This is a genomic window from Burkholderia cepacia, assembly GCF_001718835.1.
Taxonomy (GTDB): Bacteria; Pseudomonadota; Gammaproteobacteria; order Burkholderiales; family Burkholderiaceae; genus Burkholderia; species Burkholderia cepacia_F.
Genome location: NZ_CP013443.1, coordinates 877,694 through 901,535 on the forward strand (window position 1 = coordinate 877,694; position 23,842 = coordinate 901,535).

General features: G+C 66.8%; 23 protein-coding genes and 1 pseudogene. 13 read left to right on the forward strand and 11 right to left on the reverse strand.

Translation table 11 applies throughout. The features are described 5' to 3' along the window. Positions 1 to 3 precede the first annotated feature (3 nt). Positions 4 to 552 (forward strand): SRPBCC family protein, encoded by a 549-nt coding sequence (locus tag WT26_RS07445; RefSeq protein ID WP_069272505.1) that lies wholly within the window; start codon positions 4 to 6, stop codon positions 550 to 552. A 335-nt stretch (positions 553 to 887) separates the two neighbouring features. Further along, a complete protein-coding gene (locus WT26_RS37170) occupies positions 888 to 1,028 on the forward strand; it encodes a hypothetical protein (RefSeq protein WP_010099042.1) in 141 nt (46 codons plus the stop codon). 84 nt (positions 1,029 to 1,112) lie between these two features. Here WT26_RS37170 and WT26_RS07450 read toward each other — a convergent pair whose 3' ends face one another. From WT26_RS07450 to WT26_RS07475, 6 genes are all read right to left on the reverse strand, one after another. Beyond that, positions 1,113 to 2,162, reverse strand: a complete 1,050-nt coding sequence (locus tag WT26_RS07450) for an ABC transporter ATP-binding protein (protein WP_069272506.1) — start codon at positions 2,160 to 2,162, stop codon at positions 1,113 to 1,115. A 37-nt stretch (positions 2,163 to 2,199) separates the two neighbouring features. Further along, entirely contained in the window at positions 2,200 to 3,807 is a 1,608-nt protein-coding gene (locus tag WT26_RS07455) for an ABC transporter permease (protein ID WP_069272507.1), read from the reverse strand. Positions 3,808 to 3,809: 2 nt separating this feature from the next. Next, entirely contained in the window at positions 3,810 to 4,844 is a 1,035-nt protein-coding gene (locus tag WT26_RS07460) for an iron ABC transporter substrate-binding protein (RefSeq protein WP_069272508.1), read from the reverse strand. 47 nt (positions 4,845 to 4,891) lie between these two features. Beyond that, entirely contained in the window at positions 4,892 to 6,187 is a 1,296-nt protein-coding gene (efeB, locus tag WT26_RS07465) for an iron uptake transporter deferrochelatase/peroxidase subunit (protein WP_069272509.1), read from the reverse strand. An 11-nt stretch (positions 6,188 to 6,198) separates the two neighbouring features. Further along, a complete protein-coding gene (locus WT26_RS07470) occupies positions 6,199 to 7,332 on the reverse strand; it encodes a hypothetical protein (RefSeq protein ID WP_069272510.1) in 1,134 nt (377 codons plus the stop codon). A 63-nt stretch (positions 7,333 to 7,395) separates the two neighbouring features. Further along, the gene (locus WT26_RS07475; RefSeq protein ID WP_069272511.1) at positions 7,396 to 8,862 is read right to left on the reverse strand and encodes a carbohydrate porin; all 1,467 of its coding nucleotides are present in this window, start codon (positions 8,860 to 8,862) and stop codon (positions 7,396 to 7,398) included. A gap of 696 nt (positions 8,863 to 9,558) precedes the next feature. On the opposite strand from WT26_RS07475, the gene groES reads away from it, so the two are divergent. From groES to WT26_RS07490, 3 genes are all read left to right on the forward strand, one after another. Further along, positions 9,559 to 9,852, forward strand: coding sequence for a co-chaperone GroES (groES, locus tag WT26_RS07480; protein ID WP_011351136.1), 294 nt, complete (start codon positions 9,559 to 9,561; stop codon positions 9,850 to 9,852). Positions 9,853 to 9,898: 46 nt separating this feature from the next. Continuing rightward, a complete protein-coding gene (gene groL / locus WT26_RS07485) occupies positions 9,899 to 11,539 on the forward strand; it encodes a chaperonin GroEL (protein WP_043181578.1) in 1,641 nt (546 codons plus the stop codon). A gap of 788 nt (positions 11,540 to 12,327) precedes the next feature. Continuing rightward, a complete protein-coding gene (locus tag WT26_RS07490) occupies positions 12,328 to 13,365 on the forward strand; it encodes an IS110 family transposase (protein ID WP_060093842.1) in 1,038 nt (345 codons plus the stop codon). A gap of 362 nt (positions 13,366 to 13,727) precedes the next feature. Here WT26_RS07490 and WT26_RS35400 read toward each other — a convergent pair whose 3' ends face one another. The 5 genes and pseudogenes from WT26_RS35400 to WT26_RS07500 form a co-directional block, all read right to left on the reverse strand. After that, positions 13,728 to 14,168: a lysozyme inhibitor LprI family protein gene (locus WT26_RS35400; RefSeq protein WP_080420497.1), complete on the reverse strand. Its 441-nt coding sequence runs from the start codon at positions 14,166 to 14,168 to the stop codon at positions 13,728 to 13,730. 220 nt (positions 14,169 to 14,388) lie between these two features. After that, positions 14,389 to 14,760 carry a hypothetical protein gene (locus WT26_RS37175; RefSeq protein WP_155123076.1) on the reverse strand — a complete coding sequence of 124 codons (372 nt, stop codon included), beginning with the start codon at positions 14,758 to 14,760 and terminating at the stop codon, positions 14,389 to 14,391. An 82-nt stretch (positions 14,761 to 14,842) separates the two neighbouring features. Further along, positions 14,843 to 15,457, reverse strand: coding sequence for an N-acetylmuramoyl-L-alanine amidase (locus tag WT26_RS07495; RefSeq protein ID WP_059855481.1), 615 nt, complete (start codon positions 15,455 to 15,457; stop codon positions 14,843 to 14,845). Positions 15,458 to 15,546: 89 nt separating this feature from the next. Continuing rightward, positions 15,547 to 15,741: pseudogene (locus tag WT26_RS35405) on the reverse strand (type VI secretion system tube protein Hcp); the annotation flags it as partial. Between the two features lie 395 nt (positions 15,742 to 16,136). Further along, the gene (locus WT26_RS07500; protein WP_069272512.1) at positions 16,137 to 17,003 is read right to left on the reverse strand and encodes a hydroxymethylpyrimidine/phosphomethylpyrimidine kinase; all 867 of its coding nucleotides are present in this window, start codon (positions 17,001 to 17,003) and stop codon (positions 16,137 to 16,139) included. Positions 17,004 to 17,220: 217 nt separating this feature from the next. On the opposite strand from WT26_RS07500, the gene WT26_RS07505 reads away from it, so the two are divergent. The 8 genes from WT26_RS07505 (at position 17,221) to WT26_RS07540 (ending at position 23,825) form a co-directional block, all read left to right on the forward strand. Continuing rightward, the gene (locus tag WT26_RS07505; RefSeq protein ID WP_004186709.1) at positions 17,221 to 17,391 is read left to right on the forward strand and encodes a rubredoxin; all 171 of its coding nucleotides are present in this window, start codon (positions 17,221 to 17,223) and stop codon (positions 17,389 to 17,391) included. Between the two features lie 105 nt (positions 17,392 to 17,496). Continuing rightward, entirely contained in the window at positions 17,497 to 18,804 is a 1,308-nt protein-coding gene (locus tag WT26_RS07510; RefSeq protein WP_069272513.1) for a hypothetical protein, read from the forward strand. Between the two features lie 167 nt (positions 18,805 to 18,971). Next, a complete protein-coding gene (locus WT26_RS07515; protein WP_011351143.1) occupies positions 18,972 to 19,550 on the forward strand; it encodes a YqgE/AlgH family protein in 579 nt (192 codons plus the stop codon). Beyond that, positions 19,547 to 19,996 carry a Holliday junction resolvase RuvX gene (gene ruvX, locus WT26_RS07520; RefSeq protein ID WP_027788201.1) on the forward strand — a complete coding sequence of 150 codons (450 nt, stop codon included), beginning with the start codon at positions 19,547 to 19,549 and terminating at the stop codon, positions 19,994 to 19,996. Before WT26_RS07515 ends, ruvX begins: the two co-directional genes overlap by 4 nt. Continuing rightward, positions 19,983 to 20,492 (forward strand): bifunctional pyr operon transcriptional regulator/uracil phosphoribosyltransferase PyrR, encoded by a 510-nt coding sequence (gene pyrR, locus WT26_RS07525; protein WP_069272514.1) that lies wholly within the window; start codon positions 19,983 to 19,985, stop codon positions 20,490 to 20,492. The genes ruvX and pyrR overlap by 14 nt, the downstream gene beginning before the upstream one ends. A 73-nt stretch (positions 20,493 to 20,565) precedes the next feature. Beyond that, the gene (locus WT26_RS07530) at positions 20,566 to 21,597 is read left to right on the forward strand and encodes an aspartate carbamoyltransferase catalytic subunit (RefSeq protein ID WP_006476735.1); all 1,032 of its coding nucleotides are present in this window, start codon (positions 20,566 to 20,568) and stop codon (positions 21,595 to 21,597) included. Between the two features lie 61 nt (positions 21,598 to 21,658). Further along, a complete protein-coding gene (locus WT26_RS07535; protein ID WP_059731293.1) occupies positions 21,659 to 22,948 on the forward strand; it encodes a dihydroorotase in 1,290 nt (429 codons plus the stop codon). A gap of 19 nt (positions 22,949 to 22,967) precedes the next feature. Further along, positions 22,968 to 23,825, forward strand: a complete 858-nt coding sequence (locus tag WT26_RS07540) for a lysophospholipid acyltransferase family protein (protein ID WP_069272515.1) — start codon at positions 22,968 to 22,970, stop codon at positions 23,823 to 23,825. Positions 23,826 to 23,842: the final 17 nt, after the last annotated feature.

Below are 23,842 nucleotides of genomic sequence, written 5' to 3' on the forward strand. Positions count from 1 at the left end.
TGCATGGCGGAATATCGGTTCTCGACGACCTGGCGCGTCGACGCGCCGCTCGCGGCGGTGTGGGACGCGATCTACCAGGTCGACCGCTGGCCCGACTGGTGGAAGGGCGCCGTGCGCACCGTCGAGATCGAGCCGGGCGACGCGCGTGGCGTCGGCGCGCTGCACCGGTACACGTGGAAGGGCGCGCTGCCGTACCGGCTGACCTTCGACATGCGCGTGCGACGCGTCGAGCCGCGTCATGCGCTCGAAGGCCGCGCGAGCGGCGCGATCGAGGGCGACGGATGCTGGTCGTTCGCCGTCGACGGCGAACGCACGATCGTGCGCTACGACTGGCACATCCGCACGCACGTGCGCTGGATGAACCGGCTGGAGCCGCTCGGTCGGCCGCTGTTCCGATGGAATCACGACGTCGTGATGCGCGCAGGCGCGCGCGGGCTCGCGCAACTGCTCGGCGCCTGCGTCGAGGCGGACGGCCGGTCGTTCGCGCCGGTCGCCGGCGCGTGCCGCGCATGCTGTGCGGACCCGCAGGGCGGGCCGGCGGGCCGCGGCTGACGCGCGGGGCCGAAGGCGCCGCGCGGGGCTGTCAGCGGCGCGCCGGCCCTGTCGGCGAATCCCTACACGACGGACCGCGAAAATATGACGTGAAGATCAGCGTTCGATGATTTGAATCCCGCCCGCCGTTGCCGATACTTTCCTCACAACAAACGTATTCCGTTTTTCGTCCGACGTGATCGAACCTGCCCCCGACGCGGGTGCCGATATCCCCACAACGGACGCCTCCGTGCCCGGTTCAGCGATCGAACGCTGCATGAGGCTTGAGTGGCTGGCTTCCTTCTTGTCGAACCAGCAGCTTGACATCCCGTATTCAAAACCACACGGAGACCATCATGAGCCGCGCAGCCCAGGACCTGATCGAATTGCAACGCCTCGCCCAGAGCGGCGCCGGCGCGTTGACCGAGCACCTTCTACGTGAACTGGCGAAGAGCCTCATCGCCGAGGGCGTGTCGGACGTGCGCGGCGGATGCTGAACGCCGGGTATGTCCGGCGGTGCGCGTGACGGCGCGCCGATGGAGCGACGACGAACGGCAGGCCGGCGCCCCGCGCCGCGAACCTCAGCGCGCGTACGCCATCACCGCGCCGTCGACCGCGAGCGCGACGCGCTCGCCGACCGCCGGACAGCGATGGCCGGGCACCCGCGCACGCACGAGCGTGTCGGGCGCGGTGGCGAGACGCGCGAACACGTCAGCGTCCTGGCCCGCGAACTGCGCGGCTTCGACGCGCGCCGTATGGCCGCGCGCGGTGTCGGCAAGCGCCGCCGGCATGACGTGGATCTGCTCGGGACGCAGCATCGCGTCGGCCGGCCCGTCGGGCAGCGGCGCGACGAGCGGCAGTTCGCCGAGCGCGCATGCGATGCGGCCGTCGCGTACCTGTCCCGCCAGCAGCACGGCCTGCCCGACGAACGATGCGACGTCGCGCGTGACCGGCTGCCGGTACAGCGTCTGCGGCGCCGCCGTCTGGACGAGCCGGCCGTGCCACATCACCGCTACTTCGTCGCCGAGCGTCATCGCCTCGGGCTGGTCGTGCGTGACGAGCACCGATGTCGCGCCCGCCGCGGCGAGCGCATCCGCGACCGCGCTGCGCGTTTCGTGGCGCAGCGACGTGTCGAGCGCGGAGAACGGTTCGTCGAGGATCACGAGCGACGGCTCTGGCGCGAGCGCGCGGGCGAGCGCGACGCGCTGCTGCTGGCCGCCGGACAGTTGCTGCGGCGCGCGGTTCGCATACGATGCCGGCAGCCCGACCATCTCGAGCAGTTCGTCGACGCGATGATGGCGCCGCCGCGCCGCGCGCGGCAGCCCGAACGCGATGTTGTCGGCCACCGACAGGTGCGGAAACAGCGCGCCTTCCTGCGGCACGTAGCCGATGCGCCGCCGCTCGGGCGCGACGTGCGTGTCGGCCGATGCGACGCAGCGGCCGTCGATTTCGACGGTGCCGCGCTCGGCGCGCTCGAAGCCGCACAGCACGCGCAGCAGGGTGGTCTTGCCGCTGCCGGACGGGCCGAGCAGCGCGAGCCGCGAGCCACGCCGCACCGTGAGGTCGATGTCGTGCAGCACCGCGTGCGCGCCGAACGACTTGGAGAGGCCGCGGATTCGGAGTTCGCTCATGGAGGGATCGGGTAGGGCGCGTCGGGCGGACGGCGGCTCACGCGCGCACGGAGGCCCGGCCGAGCAACAGGAACAGGACGATGGACGCGCCGAGCGACAGCGCGACGAGCAGCGCCGCATAGGGCGCCGCGGCGGCGAACGCGAGCGTCGCCGTGTCGCTCCACACCTGCGTCGCGAGCGTGCGGGTGCCGATGGGCGACAGCAGCAGCGTCGCGTTGAGTTCCGTCACGACCGAGATGAACACCATCGTCGCGGCCGCGCCGAGGCCGGGCGCGGCGAGCGGCAGCACCACGCGCGCGAGCGTCGCGCGCCAGCCGAGGCCGAGCGCGCGCGCGGTTTCCTCGAGCCGGACCTGCACGTGCGACAGCGCGGCGCGCACGCTGACGACCGCGAGCGGCAGGAACAGGATCGCGTACGCGCCGATCAGCATCGGCGCGCTCTGGTACAGCGGCTCGACGAGCCGCACCGTCAGCGAGACCAGCGCGAGCGCGACGACGATGCCCGGCACGCCCTGCACGGTCATCACGATGCGCTCGAACGTCGTTGCGACGCGGCCCGGAAAGCGCGCCAGCAGGAACGCGAGCGGCAGCGCGAGCAGCGTCGTCAGCGTGGCGCCGGCGAGACCGTAGCCGGACGACGCGAGCGCGGCCTGCCACAGCAGCTCGGGCGACACGTCGGCCGGCGTGACGGCGGCCGCGCCCTGTTGCGTGAGCCAGTAGCCGATCATCGCGAGCGGCACGCCGAGCGTCGCGGACGTGAGGGCGACGAAGCCCGCGACGGCGACGCCGCGCCATGCGCCGAGCTCGTAACGCAGTGCGGCGCGGCGCGCCGCGCGATGCGTGAGCCCGTAGCGCGCGCGGCCGCGCACGCGCGCTTCGACGGCCACGCAGACGAGGCACAGCGCGATCAGCACGCAGCCGAGCAGCGAGGCGCCGCCGCCGTCGAACGCGGTGCGGTATTCCGCATAGATCTCGGTCGTGAACGTGCGAAAGCGCAGCAACTGGAAGGCGCCGAACTCGGACAGCACGCCGAGCGCGACGAGCAGCATCCCGCCGCACAGCGCGGGGCGCAACTGCGGCAGCACGACGCGGAAGAAGGTATGCCACGGCGAGCAGCCGAGCGTGCGCGCGCTTTCCTCCAGCGCGGGGTCGAGTTCGCGCAGCGCGGCGGCCACCGGCAGGTAGACGAGCGGGAAGTACGCGGAGGTCAGCACGATCAGCGCGCCGAGGAAATCCTGCAGGTCGAGGCTCAGCGATACCCACGCGTAGCTCGTGACGAACGGCGGCACCGCGAGCGGCGCGGCCGCCAGCGCGGCCCACAGCGGCCGCAACGGCAGCGTCGTGCGTTCGACGCACCACGCGACGGCCGTGCCGAGCACCGCGCAGGTGAGCGTTGCCGCGAGCGTAATCAGCAGCGTGTTGACAAGCAACTCGCCGACGAGCGGGCGCCACAGCAGCTCGATCGCATCGTCGACGCCGAAGGTGGCCGCGCGGTACAGCGTGAAGCCGAGCGGCAACAGGATCGCGAGCGGCCCGAGCAGCGCGGCCGCGACGAGCGCGTGCGGCGCGCGCCGCCATGCCGCGCCGCGACCGGCGTCGGGCGTGACGGCGGCGACGGTGGGCGTGGCGGGAACGGCGTCGCTCATGCTCAGAGGAGGCCGGCCTGACGCAGCAGCTTGCCGGCCTGGCTGTCGTCGCCGAGCTGTTCGAACGTCAGCGCCGGCGGGCTCAGTTCGTTGAACGGTTTCAGGATCGGATCGGGGGCGACGCCCGGATGCAGCGGATACTCGAAGCTGACGTGGCCGCCCGCCATCAGCTTCTGCGCACGCTCGCTGACGAGATACGCGACGAACTTCTGCGCTTCCGGCTGGTGCTTCGACGCTTTCAGCACCGCGGCGCCGGACACGTTGACGGCACCGCCGACGTCGCCGTGGCCGAAGTGATGGATCGCGCTGCGCGTCGACTTGTCGCCGAGTTCGGCGTGCAGGCGGTCCCAGTAGTAGTTGTTGACGATGCCGGTCAGCACGCCGCCGCGGTTGACGGCGGCCGTCACGCCTTCGTCGTCGTCGAAGATCTGCGCGTTGGCCTTCAGGCCCTTCAGCCATTGCAGCGTCGCGGCCTCGCCGTGCAGCGCGAGCACCGCGCTCACGAGCGGCAGGAAGTCCGCGTCGCTCGGCGCGACGCCGACCTTGCCCTTCCATTCGGGCTTCGCGAGATCGAGCAGCGACGCGGGCAACTGTTGCTGCTGGATTTTCGCGGTGTTGTAGACGAGCACGTTCTCGCGTGCGAGCACGCCGACCCAGTTGCCGTCGGCCGGGTTGAAGCGCGCGGGCACGGCCTTCAGTGCGTCGGCGTCGACTTTCGCGAACAGGCCCTTGCGGTCGAGCAGCACGAGCTCAGGCGAGTTTTCGGTGAAGTACACGTCGGCCGGCGTGCGGTCGCCTTCCGCGACGATCTGCGCGGCGAGCGCGGGGCCCTCGCCCGAGCGCACCTTCACGGAGATGCCGCTCTGTGCTTCGAAGTCCTTGACGAGCTGGTTCACGACCTGCTCGTGCTGCGCGTTGTACAGCGTGAGCGTCGCGGCATGCGTGCGGGTGGCGTGCAGCGCGCCGGTCAGCATCAGCGCGGCGGCCGCCGCGGCGATCAGGTGCCGCAGCGGGCGGCTAACGGGTGAAGTCTTCATGTCGGTAATCGGGTAGTGAATCCGGAAAGGCCGGCGGGCGTGTCGAACTACGCGCCGAACAGCGCGGCGCCGATATACGAACCAGGTTGCGCGCCCGGCGGGCACGCGAAGATCGCGCTGCCGACGTGCGTGGTGAACTGGTTCATGATGTCCAGCTTCGAGAGCTTCTCGTTGATCGGAATGAAGCCACGGCGCGGGTCGCGCTGGTGCGCGACGAACATCAGCCCCGCGTCGTACTCGGTCTGCTGGCGCCACGGCGGCCAGCGCTCGATGTAGAAGTTCGTGCTGTCGTTGTACGAGTACGCGCGGCGCAGGATCTGCGCGCCGTTGTTGAGCTGCGGCGACGCGAGGCGCGCATGCGCGTTGTCGGGGATCACCGGGTTGCCGTCCTTGTCGGCCGCGTCGAGGTCGAGCGCCTCGAACTCGTCCTTCCGGCCGAGCGGCGCGCCGCTGTATTTGTGGCGGCCGACCACCTGTTCCTGGAAGCCGAGCTCCGTGTTGTCCCAGTGCTCGAGCGTGATGCGGATCCGGCGCACGACCGTGTAGGTGCCGCCGTTCATCCATGCCGGGCCTTCGCTGCCGGCCCACACGAATGCGTTCATCGCGGCCGGATCGGACATCGACGGATTCATCGTGCCGTCCTTGAAACCCATCAGGTTGCGCGGCGTCTCGCCGGGCTTGCCCGACGTGAAGCCGGCCTGGCCCCAGCGCATCTGCGTTGCCTTCGCGCCGAGGCGCACGAGCTGGCGCACCGCGTGGAACGCGACCTGCGCGTCGTCCGCGCAGGCCTGGATGAACAGGTCGCCGCCGGTTTTCTCGGGCAGCAACTGGTCGCCGTTGAAACGCGGCAGGTCGACGAGCGCGGCGGGGCGATGCTTCGCGAGGCCGTAGCGGTCCTTGCCCGCGAGCGCGAACAGGCCGGGCCCGAAGCCGAACGTGAGGGTCAGGCGGGCGGGGCCGAGGCCGAGCGCGTCGCCGCCATCGACGGGGGCCGTGTCGTCCCCGCCCGACGTGACGAGCGGTTGCGCGGTGTCGCCGCGTGTCATCCGCGCGGCGGCGTCGGTCCAGGTCTTCAGCAGCGCGATGACGTCCGCGCGCTGCGCCGTCGTCAGGTCGAGCGCCGCGAAATACGCGTGGCGCTGCTGCGGCGTCACGATGCCGCCCTGGTGCCGGCCGTAGAACGGCTCGACGCCGTCGTGCGCGGGCGCTTCCGGAGGCGGCGCGCCGGCCGCATGCGCGGCGGGCATCGACGCGGCGGCGAGGCCGGCGGCCACCGCGGCGCCGCCCGCCTTCAGGAAGCCGCGCCGTGCGGGGCGGGGCGGCCGGTTGCGATCGTTTGCCATGGTTCGCTCCGTTACTTCGCGAGCAACAGCGTGTTGACGTCGTCCGCGACGTAGTAGAAGCCGTCGCCTTCGGGCGTCATCGCGATGCCGAACAGGTTGCCGTTGCCGGGGGGCGACTGTGCCTTGTCGGTGTTGATCCAGCGCGCGTAGAGCTGCTTGCCGGCGACCGGATCGATCTCGACGACCTGGCCGTTCTGCGCGTTGGTCGCGAGCAGGTGCCCGTTCGGTGCGGCCGCGAGCGCGAGCGGGCGGCGCAGGAAACCGTCGGCGGTGACCTGGCGGCCGACGCCCGCGCTGGTGTCGCGCGTGAGCGGGTCGTCGATCTCGACGATCCGGTTGCCGATCGCGTCCGATACGTACAGCTTCTTCTGGTCGCCGGACAACGCGAGGCCGGTCGGGCCGACCAGGAACACGCCCTTGTCGGCCTGCGCGCCGAGGCCGCTCGCGACGACCGTTTCCTGCCTGATCGCGGGCGGCTTGCCCGCCGGCACGTCGAGATCGAGGCGCAGCACGGTCGCCTGCTTGTAGACGGGCGGATTGCCGTCCGCGCCGCCGACGCCGAAGCCGGCCATGCTGACGAACAGCGTCGCGCTGTCGCCGCGGTCGACCACCGCCATGTTGCCCCACGGGTCGTTGATGTTCGGGGTCGACCACGTCGAGGCGATCCTGCCCTGCGGATCGAGCACGATCAGGCAGCCGGCACCCTTGGTGTTCGTCGTGCCGTCGTTGCTCGGCGTGCTGCCGACGATCACCCAGCCGGATTTCAGCATCGTCATCGCCGTCGACAGGCCGATGCCGCCCGGGCACGCCTTCAGGTCGCGCGGGATCGATGCGAACAGGCTCAGTTGCTTCGTCGACGGGCGGTAGTCGACGATCGTGCTGCCGGTACCTTGCAGGTTCGCCGCGTTGTTGAAGTTGTCGACGAGCACGTCGCCCGCCTGGATCGTGCCGGCCGACACCGGCGCGACCGCGATCGCGTACGGGTTCTGGTCGCCGTTGTCGGGCACCGTGTTGACGAGCGTGGTGTGACGATGCAGCGTCTCGAGGAAACCTTGCGGCTCGGCGAGTGCGCCGGCGGCGGCCGTCAGTGCGGCGGCGGCCAGTGCGCCCGTCGCGAGGCGGCGAAGCGGGGCGGATTCGATCATGCGGAGTCTCCTGGGAGGCGCGCCGGCGGCCGGCGCGCGAAAGCGGGATGCAGGGGCGGGCGCTCAGAACGTGATCGTCGTACGCGCGCCGAGCACGAACGTGTTGCGCAGCGGCTGGGTCGCGTCGCCCGGGTTCTGGCCCGCGCCGGCGTTGAACGTGTACTGCGCGTCGGCCTGGACGATCCACCACGGGTTCACCTGGTACTGGTAGGTCGCCTCGAGCGTCGTCTCGCGTGTGCGCACGCCGTACGGGCCGTTCGAGAATGCTATCTGGTCGCGGTCGAGCGACGTCACGTGATTGCCGATCTTGATGTAGGTAACCGCGAGGCCGACGCTGTCGTTGTCGCGGCCTTCGAACGGCGCCTTCAGCACGATCCCCGCGTTGGCCGAGAAGCTCACCAGGTTGCGGTCGCCCGGCGCGCCCATCACGCGCGCGAACACGCCGAGGCTGCGCGGGCCGCTCGGATCGGGGCGCCAGATCATCTGGTCGGCCACCGCGTAGAAGCTGTAGTCGCCGTGGCGCAGCTGCGCGTTGTCGTTCGACGCGGGATCGGCGAGCGACAGCCCGTCGGTGCCCACGTTCTGGTCCGCGAAGCGGCCGTTGTGATACCAGACGCCGATCTTGTAGGTGCCCGGCAGCCCGTTCGAGCGGCCGGTGTCCATTTCGCCGTCGGACGGCTGGTTCAGCGCGTACTGCAGCTCGCCGATATAGAGCGTGCCGTTGTGCAGGTTGAAGTTGGTGCCGCTGAGGTTGTTCGGGTTGTTGCCGAGCGGGTCGCCGTCGAACACGCCCGCGAGCGCGGTGAGCTTCGGCGTGATCTGCGCGCGCACGCGCACGCCGAGGCCCGCGAGCGGATACGCGGGGCCGCCGTTGGGCAGGTCGTACGACGGCAGCGCGGGCCAGCCGAACATCGTGTTGACGAACGTGTTCGCATACGTGCTGACCATGAATTCCTGGTCCAGGCTCTGCTGGCCGATCTTCACGTCGACGCGCTTGTCGAGGAACGACTGCTGGTACCACAGCTCCCACAGGCGCGTCGTGCCCTGCGCCTCGATGCCGCTTGCGGTGTTGAGCGTGCCGAGGTTGTATTGGCTCAGGTTGGTGCCGTGGATCTGCAGCGCACTGACGTTGAACGTGCCGCCGGCCAGGCCGATCGCCTTCTGCGTGTCGACCGTCAACGTGGCCGTCGTCAGTCCGTCGTAGGCGCCGCCGCGGTTCAGGCCGCCGCGCAGGTTCGCGAGGTATTCGCTGGTTTCGGTGATCTGCAGCGTCGCGCCGTACTTGCCGAGCCACGGGCGGATGCCGCCCATGTCGCCGAGCAGGCTCTGGCGCGTCCAGATGCCGGTCCACATGCTGGTCGGCTTCGCCTGGATCGCCAGGTCGGCCTCGGGGGCCTCCGGCTGCGCGTCGACGGACGCGGCGGCGAACGCGGCGGCGCTGACGAGCGAGCCGCAGACGACGAGGGCCGCGCGCGCGGCCGGGCGCATCCGCGCGCGGATGCCGTCTCCATTGGACGATGCAAATTTCATGTCTAACCCCCTGGTTCCATTTGATCTGGAGTCCTGCTTTTCTGGCGCTCTCCGAACGCTCGGCGACGGGTGGCCAGGGCATGAAGATGAACGCAACGCGGCGCATCGTAGGAGCCTCAAATGGGAAAGTCAATGTAAACGAGAATGATTCGCATTAAATTACTAAATGTAATTGCCGGTCTTACGGATAGGGCCTGACGCGTGTTTTCAAAGCATCGGAAATGTAAATATCGGCGTAATGAAACTGAATGGATGGATCGGTGTCGATGTGTTCGGGGAGGGGGCGGCGCCAGGAGCCGGACGATTCGCGACGCGATCCAGGCAGGGGCGACGTTCGACCGATGAAATTCGCATCATCGCGCGGCCGGCAAGGTGGGTGGGCAGCGTGTTCGGATACCCCGTGCTTACCCGGTATCCAACAGGGGCGGATCGCCGGCAAGTTGGCGTGAAGGCGCCGCGACGAGTCTGGAGATTTTTTGCAAGTATATGTTTTTAAATCATATTTTTTGGGTTTTGCGGTGCGCTTCGGGCCGTTCGGAAGCACGTAAAAATCGTGCTTCCCCCCTTCTTGAATTTGTCAAAACCCGTCCATATAATTAGCACTCGCTGCACGAGAGTGCTAACAATTCTCTGCCGGGTGACAAGCCGGGCAGATTCCCTAAGCGTTCTTCAATCTCAGTCAAGAGAGGAGTGAATATGAACCTTCGTCCTTTGCACGATCGCGTGATCGTCAAGCGCCTGGATCAGGAAACCAAGACCGCCTCGGGCATCGTGATCCCCGACGCCGCTGCTGAAAAGCCGGACCAGGGCGAAGTCCTGGCCGTCGGCCCGGGCAAGCGTGACGACAAGGGCGCGCCGATCGCGCTCGACGTGAAGGTCGGCGATCGCGTCCTGTTCGGCAAGTACGCAGGCCAGACCGTGAAGGTCGACGGCAACGAACTGCTGGTCATGCGCGAAGAAGACATCATGGCCGTGGTCAACGCCAAGTAAGCGTCCACCGACGGTACATATTCCCAAGAATTCAAGGAGTTAGAAGATGGCAGCTAAAGACGTCGTATTCGGCGATTCCGCCCGTTCGAAGATGGTCGAAGGCGTGAACATTCTCGCCAACGCAGTCAAGGTCACGCTGGGTCCGAAGGGCCGCAACGTGGTGCTCGAGCGCAGCTTCGGCGGCCCGACGGTCACCAAGGACGGTGTGTCGGTCGCGAAGGAAATCGAGCTGAAGGACAAGCTCCAGAACATGGGCGCGCAAATGGTCAAGGAAGTTGCTTCCAAGACCAGCGACAACGCAGGCGACGGCACGACGACGGCAACCGTCCTCGCGCAATCGATCGTCCGCGAAGGCATGAAGTACGTCGCATCGGGCATGAACCCGATGGACCTGAAGCGCGGCATCGACAAGGCAGTCGCAGCGGCTGTCGAGGAGCTGAAGAAGATCAGCAAGCCGTGCACGACGAACAAGGAAATCGCACAGGTCGGCTCGATCTCGGCGAACAGCGACACGTCGATCGGCGATCGCATCGCTGAAGCGATGGACAAGGTCGGCAAGGAAGGCGTCATCACCGTCGAAGACGGCAAGTCGCTGGCCGACGAACTCGACGTCGTCGAAGGCATGCAGTTCGACCGCGGCTACCTGTCGCCGTACTTCATCAACAACCCGGAAAAGCAAGTCGCCGTCCTCGACAACCCGTTCGTGCTGCTGCACGACAAGAAGGTGTCGAACATCCGTGATCTGCTGCCGGTGCTCGAGCAAGTCGCGAAGGCTGGCCGTCCGCTGCTGATCATCGCTGAGGACATCGAAGGCGAAGCGCTCGCAACGCTGGTCGTGAACAACATCCGCGGCATCCTGAAGACCGTTGCGGTCAAGGCGCCTGGCTTCGGCGATCGTCGCAAGGCGATGCTGGAAGACATCGCGATCCTGACGGGCGGCCAGGTGATCGCCGAAGAAACCGGCCTGACGCTCGAGAAGGCAACGCTGGCAGAACTGGGCCAGGCGAAGCGCATCGAAGTGGGCAAGGAAAACACGACGATCATCGACGGCGCAGGCGAAGCCGTGAACATCGAAGCACGCGTGAAGCAAGTGCGCGCGCAAATCGAAGAAGCGACGTCGGACTACGACCGTGAAAAGCTGCAAGAGCGCGTGGCCAAGCTGGCCGGCGGTGTTGCAGTGATCAAGGTCGGTGCTGCGACCGAAGTCGAAATGAAGGAAAAGAAGGCACGTGTCGAAGACGCACTGCACGCCACGCGCGCAGCTGTGGAAGAAGGCATCGTGGCAGGCGGCGGCGTTGCGCTGATCCGCGCTCGCACCGCGATCGCAGGCCTGACCGGCGCGAACGCCGACCAGAACGCCGGCATCAAGATCGTGCTGCGCGCAATGGAAGAGCCGCTGCGCCAGATCGTCACGAACGGCGGTGAAGAAGCCAGCGTCGTGGTGGCGGCAGTTGCTGCAGGTACGGGCAACTACGGCTACAACGCGGCGACGGGCGAGTACGTCGACATGGTCGAAGCCGGCGTCGTCGACCCGACCAAGGTCACGCGTACCGCACTTCAGAACGCAGCTTCGGTTGCAGGCCTGCTGCTGACGACGGACGCAGCGGTTGCCGAACTGCCGAAGGAAGACGCACCGATGCCGGGCGGCATGCCGGGCGGCATGGGCGGCATGGGCATGGACATGTAATCGACTTCGGTCGATGGTGTCCGGAGCGCGCAGCGATGCGCGTTCCAGCCAAAAGAAAAGACCCGCAGCGATGCGGGTCTTTTTTGTTGTGCGCCCAGCATGGGCGCACTCCTGCGGGTGTAAGTCCCGCCATGAGCTGGTCACGGCGAATGAAGTGAAGCGCAACTGCACGAGGGCGACCGAATGTGGGGAGGAAGCGTGGAGCGTAAATCGCGAGCCGATGGACAAGAACTGCATAGAAGGCGCTGCCGAGCAGGGCGAGCGGGCAACAAACCGCGAAGCTCTTGTGACCAAGGCGCGGCGGCGTAAATGCAGCGGTTGTGCGATGAAGGAGTGCGTTCTTACCTGGGGAGGCCTCGCCTCATGCCTGAAAGGGCAACGACGTCGAGTCGGAGCGAGGAGTCAGCAGAGGCCATAGTAGTTGGGCGGTGTGGCTGGGAAAGCTAAAGCTGCCGGCGAAGGGCCGAAGGGATGGGAGGGGGAGCCCTCTGGTTATCGGAAGTGAAGCGCCTCAGATGTTCGCGAGAGCGAAGCTCGCCGGTCAGGTGGATAGGGTGAAGCCCGACAGGCCCCGGCAGCGAGGAATCAGTTCCGCCGAACCGGACCACGGCAAGCCTGGGCGTCGGGTCGGGAGCAACACAAGCCTGACGACCTCAACCATTCCAACCGCCTGGTGCGGACCCGCATGCCAGGTGGTAATGGAATGGACGCCCCCGTCCGAAGCGGCATTGCCGTGTCAAAGTGGTGAGGCTGTCGAAACACCACCTTCACCGGAGGAGGGCGTCACCATGAACGTTACTACGATCGGCATTGACCTCGCCAAGGACATCTTCCAGGTCCACGGTGTGAACGAGCACGGCAAGCCGATATTGAGGAAGCAACTGAAACGGCACCAGATAGTCGCGTTCTTTGCGAACCTTCCAGGGTGCCTCATCGGCATGGAAGCCTGCGCCAGCGCCCACTTCTGGGCACGCAAGCTGCAGACGCTCGGCCATACGGTGAGGCTCATGGCTCCCCAGTTCGTTAAACCCTATGTGAAGACGAACAAGAACGACGTTGCCGATGCCGAAGCGATCTGCGAAGCGGTGGCGCGACCCAACATGCGGTTTGTGCCCATCAAGAACGTCGATCAACAGGCGGTTCTTGCATTGCACCGAGCCCGCCAAGGGTTCGTTCGGGCGCGTACCGCGCAGGCCAATCAGATCCGCGGGCTGCTGGGGGAATTCGGTTTGGTGATGCCGCGGGGGATCACCAGCATTGCCCAGCACGTACCTCAGCTCATCGAAGACGCCAGCAATGAACTGCCGGGGTCATTCCGTCTGTTGATACAGCGCTTGACGGACCACTTGAAGGAGCTTGACCGGCAGGTCGCAGAGATCGAGACGCAGATCAAGGCGTGGCATCACGCGAGCGACGCCAGTCGCCGACTGGCAGAGATTCCCGGCATCGGCCCGATTACGGCCAGCGCTCTGGTTGCCTCGATCGGCGACGGCAAGTGCTTCAGCAATGCCCGGCAACTGGCGGCGTGGTTAGGTCTGGTACCCAGACAGCATTCGAGCGGAGGCAGGCCGACGCTGCTGGGTATCAGCAAGCACGGCGATACCTACCTGCGGACACTGATGGTGCACGGCGCGCGGGCTGTCGTTCGCTATTGCGCCAACAAGGACGATGCGTTCTCGGGCTGGCTTCATCGCTTGCTCACGCGCCGGCACAAGAACGTCGCCGTGGTGGCAGTGGCGAATAGGAACGCCCGGATTGCCTGGGCGCTGCTCACGCAAGGCACTGCGTTCCGATCGGATTACGCGCCGTCCGTGGCCGCTGCGTAATCCGATCGGGTTCGGTTAAGGCTCTCCCAGGAGGTTGCTTGGGCAATCGTGACGTGATGGCAAGACAGGTTGGACCGGGATCGGAATACTCTGCCCTCCCACAGGCGCTTCGAGCGCGAGGTGGTGATTAGAGTCCGATCAGCTGATTCCATCAGGGACAGAGGCGTCTCGCTAGCCTCCTGAACAGTCCGGATGTATGGCCGCAATCTCAATCTATCTGCCGATCGTGTACGGCTGCCTTGCAAAACGGAGGCGTCCATGTATGTGGGAGGGGACCGGTCAGATTACCTGACCGCCCCTATCCCGATTGCGCCATGGCGGGCGGAATCGGAAGCCCGACGGCCAAGACGAGGCTTCCCCGTCTACTTCAACGGCAAGCCAGATACCGCGTCGCGTAGTTGATCGGCTCGTCTATTGTTGAGTTCCGCGACGCAGGCCAAACGCTGCATTTCGAGAGCGTTGCCGATTGCACCACCACCCAAAGACGAAGCAAATGCGCATTGTGCTTCGCGATATTTGGCAAATGCCTTTTTTGAAGCGACAAACCTTGCCTTCGTAATTCGGATGTACTTGGAGTCTTCATCCCATCTGTCGAACAAATTCTCTGCCTTGTCTTCGGCATGCTTCAAATTGGCTTCACTGTCTTGCCGTTTCTTCTGCAAACATTCCTTTACACCGGTTATTTCGTATGAGCATTCGGCGCGAAGCTCTCGCTCACTCGGAATGACGCTATTTGGTGCGGCGAAGGAATCCGGCGGTAAGGACGCTGCTGTTGCAAAGGCTATGAGCACTATTGTTCGCATGTTGCAGCCTTTCCTTGACGAAGCGCGAGCAATACATAGTCGAGTTTCGTAGCGTAATTGGGATCGCCGCCCCCGTTATAGCGCTGTGCGATCGATGTCGTGGATATGGATCTCCAGCTTGTGATGACACGTTGAACCGATGCTTTCTGGCACTTCAATACTTGCCCCGGTCGCAGAACGGCAGTCGTCGGGTTGAGCTTCTTCAGCGCGTAGCCCATCTTCAGAAACCCGGCAGATAGCACGACGCTTCGTCATCTGCGTCATGAAGCCCATAGCTGCACGCAAACGGATCGTGCCAGCCGTTGTGACGACCGTTATAGAGATAGACCGTGTTTTCGCTCGATGCCCAGGTCAGTGACGCCGTGCCGCTGGAGTAGATGTGCCATTTGCCTGAGCTGCCGTCCGGAAAGGACACGGTGCCGCTCGCACGGCAGGGCGAATAGTAATCGTGTGCGACAAACTTGCCGTCAATCGGCGCGGCTCTGGAAAAGAACCGCTTCAGCTGTGGAACGGTCGGTGTGAATTTCTTGCATGCTTCCCTGGTCAGCAGGTCATGCCTGTCAGAGGACTCGCCGGATTCAGTAATCGTCACGGCGCTGACTTCTCGAGCGTGGCAAATGGACAGGGGGACGCACAAGGCGACGACGGCGACATATCCATGCAAAATCATTTCGTCACTCCCATCTTGCCGTGCTTGCCTCGGTCGCGTTTTTGCGACCGACTTCCGGATGCCGATATACCTCGCTCATCTGGACGTCCAGCGTTTCGGACAATTCCCGTATCAACCATCTGAGAGATGCATTTTGTTCGTCGGTTGCGCTCTCGTAAACAGGTTCGCCGGTCTTCTCGTCCATGTAGTACATACCGACCAGCTCGATTCCGATCGAGTCCGAATTCGACGGGTAGCGGTCCGGAAATGTTTTTCGGGACTCATGACGATGAAATGCCGTGGGACCTGCTTTGTATGCTCGTCTTGCTGCCTGGAGGTCGGTTGGAGAGCACTTCAGGGTCCTGATGCAGCGGGACTGCAATTTGCCAACATGATTGGTAATTCTGCTCAAGGATGCAGTTTGATAAATGGTCCCATCTTTGTCGATCAGGAAGTGTGCGCCATTGGGTATGTGCGTGTTATTGCTGTAGCTATTGAAGGTACTCGAAGTTGTCGTTCCTCCCGTCTGATGAACAACAATTCCATTGATTTTCTCCATTGGTCCTCGCTCAATGGACGGGAAGATCTTTACGATGACGCGCTCGGCATCCACGTGGCCTTGCTTCGAAATAAACAGCATGATTTCTCCGATTTTCAGATCGCTTTGTTGGCCTGGATGTCGTATCCCATGCTTACTGTTCCGCCGCTTCCGCCCTGGGGGTTCTGGAATTTACCCGCTCCGCCGCCCGCTCCTGAATGCCTGGTCGATTGCTGGCTTACAGACCAATCCCATGTCAATACGCCGATTTCGTTCGGGTGACGAGCGTCCTGGGATTCGCCATCGATACCGGTCAATTTCAAAAAATATCTTGCGCCATCGCATGCTCCTTCATGTTGGTCATGTTTGACGAGCCGAAAAGCAATATGAGTCTTCGGTGAAATGAACCTAACATGCCGGATAGTCCTGATCTATCGGACTGCTTCGATTTCCGGTTCGTTGCGCAGATGAAAAGTACTATTTGACGATTGTCAGCTTGCCGACGGCCGATACGATGCGAGCCAGAAATCGACGAGCAGTGAATTGACGGCAATCATTAGACGTTCGCCGGATGCAGGGATTGGCGTGGCTTCGCCCGATGAGTCGAGTATCCGTGGTGCCACTTAGGGATGGACTGCAAACGTGACGGGCATCGCACGGAGCGAGAGATTTCGCACTCTCGATTCCGTGTCGATATCCAGATGCTGATTACCGAATGAAGGCAAATGGCCTGAGGAGGAGGGGGCGACGTCGCTTGTTCACATGGGCGTGCCCCAACGACTCAATGCCGGTGCGACGTCCTCGGCAGCGAGTCCGGCGTCATCGCGGGCGGCGACGCATCCTCGTCGTTGCTGCGCGCCCAGAAGAACCGGTCGGGCAAATACGCGCCCATGCCGGGCCGGAACGCGTCACGCACGGCCTGATACAGGTATTCCTGCGCCTCGCGAACCGCTTCGGGCGGCTCCTGGCCGTTCGCGAGCAGTGCCGCGATGGCCGCGCCCAGCGTATCGGTGATGCCCATCAGCCGATGCGGCGAACGATCCCACATGTCCTCGCGCAGCTGGCCTTCTTCGCCGTACAGCGTGTTGACGAGCCGGTGCGAGCCCGTCTCGGACGACAGGATGTACTCGCAGCCCTGCGACAGCAGGTGCGACACGGCCGCGTCGAGATTCGGTGCCTCGGCGTCGCCGTCCGGCTGCGCGAGCGCGATCAGCGTCGCGTGGTCGGCGACCAGCAGCGTGGTTTGCGGCGCCAGCAGGTCGGCGATCGATTCGCGCAGGTCGTCGGCGGCCAGCACGTGTTCGTCGTCGAGCGTGAAGTCCGGCGCGAGCACGAGCGGCACGCCGTCGTAGTCGGCGACGACCTCGGCGATCGCGCTCACGACTTCCGCACGCGTCGCCGCGCCGATCTTGAATGCCGCAACCGGCATGTCTTCGAGCAGCATGCGCGCCTGGGCGGCGACCACGTCGGGATCGAGGCCGGTGACTTCGTCGCAGGCGGCCGAGTCGCGCACCGTGTAGCCCGTCAGGACGGACACGCCGTGACAGCCCATGCTCGCCAGGGTCATCAGATCGGCTTGGAGGCCGGAGCCGCCGGTGGGATCGGACAGGCCGAAGGTGAGGACGATCGGAGGGGCGTTGCTGGACATGTAAAAATGGGGCAAGAAGAAACGGTCAAGCGGGGCGGGCTGCACCAGCGTGGTGAGCCCTTCGCAGCCATTATGCGGCGGAATCCGGCCCGCACGACGGATTTTTTAGCGCGACGCAACGAAGGCGTGCGCCTGGAGCGCGATTGCTAGGCAGTCCGGCCCCGACACGGTACCATCATGGCTCCCGAAATTACCGACTTTCCCGACGCGGCTTAAGATGGAATACAAGAGCTGGATGTGCCTGATTTGTGGCTGGATTTACGACGAAGAAGCCGGGCTGCCCGAAGAGGGCATTGCCCCGGGCACGCGCTGGGAAGACGTCCCGATCAACTGGACGTGTCCTGAATGCGGCGCCCGCAAGGAAGACTTCGAGATGGTCCAGATCTGACCGGACCGTCGCCCTCAGGACATTCCGCTCCGGCCTCGGTGCCGCCGGCGCTTTGGTGCCGCGGCAACGCGAGCAGCTTGCCCATGACCAGCGCGAGTGCCCTCGATGTCCGATCCGGCGGTAATCCCCGTTATTGATGCACTGCCCAACCCGCGCGGCGGGGCCGTGCTCGCGGCCGACGCGTGGCTTGCGGCGGCCGCCGACGCGTTCGAGCGCCGCGACGATGCGGCCGCGCCGCTGTCCGCGGCGGCGGCCGTGCTGGCGGAAGCCGGCTGGCTGCCGGCCGCGCGATTCGCGGGCCAGCTGGCGCAGGCCGCTGCGCTCGTCGCCGTCGAGCCGACTTCGGCCGGCTGGCGGGCCGCGCTGCGCGATTTCCGCGCGGCCGTCGGCCGCCACAACCTGCGCGAGCTCGCCTGCTCGCCGATCCTGTTCGACCACTTCCGCACGCTGCGCGCGCAGAGCGCGGCGGACCTGCGCGTGCAGGTGCCGTACGACACGCTCGCGCTCGTCGGCCGCGCGGTGCCGCCCGCGTCGCTGCGCGTGCTGCCCGCCGCAGCCGTCGTGCGCACGCGCGCACGCTACGAGCAGGCGCTGCTCGCCGCGCTGCGGGCGCCCCAGGTGCCGCCCGACGCGGCGCTCGATGCGCTCGACGCCTGCATGACCGAACTCGCCGCCGACGCGCCCTATGACTTCTGGCGGCTCGCGGCCGCGTGCGCGCGCGCGCTGCGCGCCAGCGGCGCGCCGGAGCTGAAGCGCTTTCTCGCGCGGACGAACCTGCTGCTCGGCGAGCATGCGCAGGGCCGGCGCAGTGCGCCGCCGGAACGCGTGCGCGAAACGGTGGCGCTGCTGTGGCGCGATTTCGCGCTGTTCGGCGCCGCGGCCGAGGATGTCGCGCTCGTCGACGTGCTGCACGACTACGGGCTGACGGTCGACTGGCACGTCGCCGGCACGCCCGCATCGGAGGCGCTGTGGGAGGCCGATGCCGCCCGGGCCGAGCAGGACGCGATCGCGGCGGCGCCGACCCGCGCGCTCGGCGTCGTGACGGTCAATGCGCATGCCTATGAGGATTTCCTGCAGACGGCCGATGCGTCGATGGCCGACCTCGCTGCCGATCCGGCCGCGGCCGACGCGAGCGTTGCATGGCGCGCGGCCGAAGCCGCGTACCGCGTGGGCGCGGCGGCCTGTGCGCTCGGCCTTGGTCACGCGGCGCTGCTGGCCGACGCGCTCGGCCTCGCGTGGCGCCGCGCCGCGCATGGCGTGCCGGCGGCCGACGGCGGCCTCGATGCGCACGGCCACGCGTCCGACATGCTGCGCGCGGCGCTGCTGAAGATCGCGGCCGGCATGGCGCCGCCGGACCTGAGCGCGGCCGGTGAAGCCCTCGGCGCCGCGCTCGGCGGGATCGGGCACGGATGATGCGTGACGCGGGCGCCCGTGCCGTGCGCCCGGCAACGCGCTGCCGCCGGCTCCCGTGTGCATGTTAGAGTGCCGTGTGATCCGCGCGCGCCGTTGCCAGCGCAGCGCGGCGTTGCTTGTTGATCGCGGCCCGGTCAGGCCGCGGCGTCTTTGCTAAAATTCAAACCATGTCAAAGCCTTCCGATCGCATCAATCTCACCAACCAGTTCCTGATCGCCATGCCGAACATGGCGGATCCGACGTTTTCAGGAACGGTGGTCTATCTTTGCGATCACAGCGAGCGCGGGGCGCTCGGCCTCGTCATCAATCGTCCGACCGACATCGATCTCGAATCGCTGTTCAACCGCATCGACCTGAAGCTCGACATCGAGCCGCTGCTGCACATCCCGGTGTATTTCGGCGGCCCGGTGCAGACTGAGCGCGGTTTCGTGCTGCACGAGCCGGTGGAGGGCGCGAGCTACAACTCGTCGATGTCCGTCGAGGGCGGGCTGGAGATGACCACGTCGAAGGACGTGCTCGAGGCGGTCGCGACGGGCACCGGCCCGAAACGCTTCCTGCTGACGCTCGGCCATGCGGGCTGGGGGGCCGGGCAGCTCGAGGAAGAAATTTCCCGCAACGGCTGGCTGACCGTGGCCGCCGATCCGCGCATCGTGTTCGATACGCCGGCCGAAGAGCGCTTCGAGGCCGCACTCGGCCTGCTCGGCGTCAGCTCGTCGATGCTCTCCGGCGAAGCAGGGCACGCATGAGTGGCGCGAGCGCGCGCGATGCGACGCTGCTCGCGTTCGACTACGGCGAAAAACGTATCGGCGTCGCGATCGGCAATGCGCTGACACGCTCGGCCCGTGCGCTCGTCGTGATCCAGAACCTGAACCGCGAACACCGCTTCAAGGCGGTCGGCGACCTGCTGGCCGAATGGCGGCCGGACGCGCTCGTCGTCGGCCTGCCGATGCATCCGGACGGCACGCCGCACGACATGACGCAGCAGGCGAAGCGCTTCGGCAACCAGCTGAACGGCCGCTTCGGGCTGCCCGTCACGTGGGTCGACGAGCGCTATTCGTCGGTCGAGGCCGAGGCCGGGCTGCGCGAGCGCAACGTGCGCGGCCGTGCCCGGGCCGAGATGCTCGATGCCGAGGCCGCGCGCGTCATCCTTCAACAGTATCTCGATCAATTGTCCGACCATGAGCACCATTGACGCCGAGGCGCTTTACCGCGTCCTGCTCGACCAGATCCGCGCCGCGTACGGCACGGCGTTCGCCGAACCGGGCGGCCCGCGGCTCGCCGGCATTCACAGCGGCGGCGCATGGCTCGCCGAGCGCCTCGCGCGCGATCTCGGCGCGCCGGCATTCGGCGTCGTGAACGTCGCGCTGCACCGCGACGATTACGCGAAAAAGGGGTTGCACAGCCAGGCCAGCCCGACGTCGCTGCCGTTCGAGGTCGACGGCGCGCGCATCGTGCTCGTCGACGACGTGTTGTATACCGGGCGCACCGTGCGCGCGGCGCTCAACGAGCTGTTCGACTACGGCCGTCCGGCCGCGGTCGAGCTCGCGGTGCTCGCCGATCGCGGCGGCCGCGAACTGCCGGTCGCCGCGCGTTTCGCGGGCGGCGCGCTCGACGTGCCGGCCGGCGCGACGCTCGTGCTCGCGCGCGACGACCAGTTCACGCTGCGCGTCGAGGCGCACGGCGCCTGAGCGGCACGCGAACCGTATCCCGGGCCGCTGGTTTGCACCGCGGCCCGTTTGCATAGTTGGAATCACGCACACCATGACCACCGACACCACTGGCCGCACCGGCAATCCCGCTGCGGCCGCGAGCCCCGACCGGTTCCGCTACGGCTTCCTGAAGGGCAATCCGCAGCTCACGAAAAACGGCGAGCTGAAGCACCTGCTGTCGATCGAGGGCCTGCCGCGCTCGATCGTCAATCACATCCTCGATACGGCCGAACAGTTCGTCAGCGTGACGGACCGTGAAGTGAAGAAGGTGCCGCTGCTGCGCGGCAAGTCCGTGTTCAACCTGTTCTTCGAGAACTCGACGCGTACCCGCACGACCTTCGAGATCGCCGCGACGCGCCTGTCGGCCGACGTGCTGAACCTGAACATCAACGCGTCGTCGACGAGCAAGGGCGAATCGCTGCTCGACACGATCAACAACCTGTCGGCGATGCATGCCGACCTGTTCGTCGTGCGCCACGCGTCGAGCGGCGCGCCGTACCTGATCGCCGAGCACTGCGCACCGCACGTGCACGTGATCAACGCAGGCGACGGCCGTCATGCGCACCCGACGCAGGGCCTGCTCGACATGTACACGATTCGTCACTACAAGCGCGACTTCACGAAGCTGCGCGTGGCGATCGTCGGCGACATCCTGCATTCGCGCGTCGCGCGCTCGGACATCCACGCGCTCACCACGCTCGGCGTGCCGGAAGTGCGCGCGATCGGCCCGCGCACGCTGCTGCCGGGCGGCCTCGAGCAGATGGGCGTGAAGGTGTTCCACAACCTCGACGAAGGGCTGAAGGGCGTCGACGTGATCATCATGCTGCGCCTGCAGAACGAACGGATGAGCGGCGCGCTGCTGCCGTCGGCGCAGGAGTACTTCAAGACCTGGGGCCTGACGCCCGAGCGCCTCGCGCTCGCCGCGCCCGACGCGATCGTGATGCACCCCGGCCCGATGAACCGCGGCGTCGAGATCGACTCGCAGGTCGCCGACGGCCCGCAGTCGGTGATCCTCAACCAGGTCACGTTCGGCATCGCCGTGCGGATGGCGGTGATGGGCATCGTCGCCGGCAACAGCGACTGAGCCCGCTTTCGCGCATCCTGATCCAGGCACTCAACGCAATCAACGCATTCACAGACAGCGCATGAAGATTCATATCAAAGGCGGCACGCTGATCGATCCGGTCGCCGGCACCGAACGGCAGGCCGACGTTTTCGTCGCGGACGGCAAGGTCGCCGCGATTGCCGACACCGGCACCGCCGCGCCGGCCGGGTTCAACGCCGGGAAGACCATCGACGCATCGGGCCTGATCGTCGCACCCGGCCTCGTCGACCTGTGCGCGCGGCTGCGCGAGCCCGGCTACGAGCACAAGGCGACGCTTGCGTCCGAGATGGCCGCGGCCGTCGCGGGCGGCGTCACGACCCTCGTGTGCCCGCCGGATACCGACCCCGTGCTCGACGAGCCGGGCCTCGTCGAGATGCTCAAGTTCCGCGCACGCAACCTCCGCCAGGCGAACGTGCATCCGCTCGGCGCGCTGACGGTCGGCCTCAAGGGTGAAGTGATCACCGAGATGGTCGCGCTGACCGAGTCCGGCTGCGTCGGCTTCACGCATGCCAACGTGCCGGTTCGCGACACGCAGGTGCTGCTGCGTGCGCTGCAGTACGCGAGCACCTACGGCTACACCACGTGGCTGCGCCCGCAGGACGCATTCATCGGCCGTGGCGGCGTCGCCGCGAGCGGCGCGCTTGCGTCGCGGCTCGGGCTGTCCGGCGTGCCGGTCGCGGCCGAGACGATCGCGCTGCACACGATCTTCGAATTGATGCGCGTGACGGGCGCACGCGTGCACCTCGCGCGGCTGTCGTCGGCGGCCGGCCTCGCGCTCGTGCGCGCGGCGAAGGCCGAGGGGCTGCCCGTGACGTGCGACGTCGGCGTGAATCACGTGCACCTGATCGATGTCGACATCGGCTACTTCGATTCGCAGTTCCGGCTCGATCCGCCGCTGCGCAGCGAGCGCGATCGCGAAGCGATTCGCGTGGCGCTCGCCGACGGGACGATCGACGCGATCTGCTCCGACCACACGCCGGTCGACGACGACGAGAAGCTGCTGCCGTTCGGCGAAGCGACGCCGGGCGCGACGGGGCTCGAGCTGCTGCTGTCGCTGACGCTGAAGTGGGCGGACGAGACGCGTACGCCGCTGGCGCACGCGCTGCGCCGCATCACGTCCGCGCCGGCCGACGTGCTGCAGCTGCCGGCCGGCCGCCTCGCCGAAGGCGGCGCGGCCGACCTGTGCGTGTTCGACCCGCGCGCGCACTGGCGCGTCGAGCCGCGTACGCTGAAGAGCCAGGGCCACAACTCGCCGTTCCTCGGCTACGAACTGCCCGCCTGCGTGCGCACGACGCTCGTCGCCGGACAGATCGCGTTCGAGCGCCCCTGAACCACGCCGGACCTTCGCCATGATTGCCCTTCGCAAGCTGCGTCTCGTCTTTCACCTGTTGCGCGGCATGGCGATCGTCGCGCTGCGTTTTTCGCACGTCGCGCCCGCGCGACGTGCCGAGATGACGCGCCGCTGGTCGCTCAAGCTGCTGCGGATCTGCGGGATGCGCCTCGTCGTCCACAACGACGGCGCGCGGCTCGACGCGAGCGCGCTCGTGGTCGGCAACCACGTGTCCTGGCTCGACATCTACACGATCAACGCGTGGCGGCCGACGCCGTTCGTGTCGAAGGCCGAGGTGCGGCAATGGCCGGTCGTCGGCTGGCTCGCCGAGAAGCTCGACACCGTGTTCCTGCAGCGCGAGAAGCGCACCGAGGCGATGCGGGTCATGCACGAAATGGCCGAGCGCCTGCGCAACGGCGGGCTGATGTGCGTGTTTCCGGAAGGCACGACGACCGACGGGCAGGAACTGCTGCCGTTCCATGCGAACCTGTTCCAGGCCGCGGTATCGGCCGGCTGCGCGGTGCAGCCGATCTGCCTGATGTACGAGGACGCGCAGCGGCGGCAGTCGGTCGCGCCGGCCTACACGGGTGAGCTGGCGCTCGGCAAGTCGCTCGACATGGTGCTGCGCGGCGGCCCGCTCGTCGCGCATCTGTACGTGTGCGAGCCGATCGCGCCGGGCGGCGACCGGCGGGCGACGTCGGCCGCGGCGCGCGATGCGATCGCGGCCGCGCTCGAAACGATGCAGGCCGGCGTCGGTCGGCCCACGGCCGGTGCGCTCGAGCAGCTTGCCCGGGATGCCTATCCGGCGACCGAAGTCGGCGCCGGTGCGGCCGCTGATGGTGCGGCCGACGAGCCGGTGCCGGGGCGCGAAGGCTAGGGGCGGCGCGGGCTCGC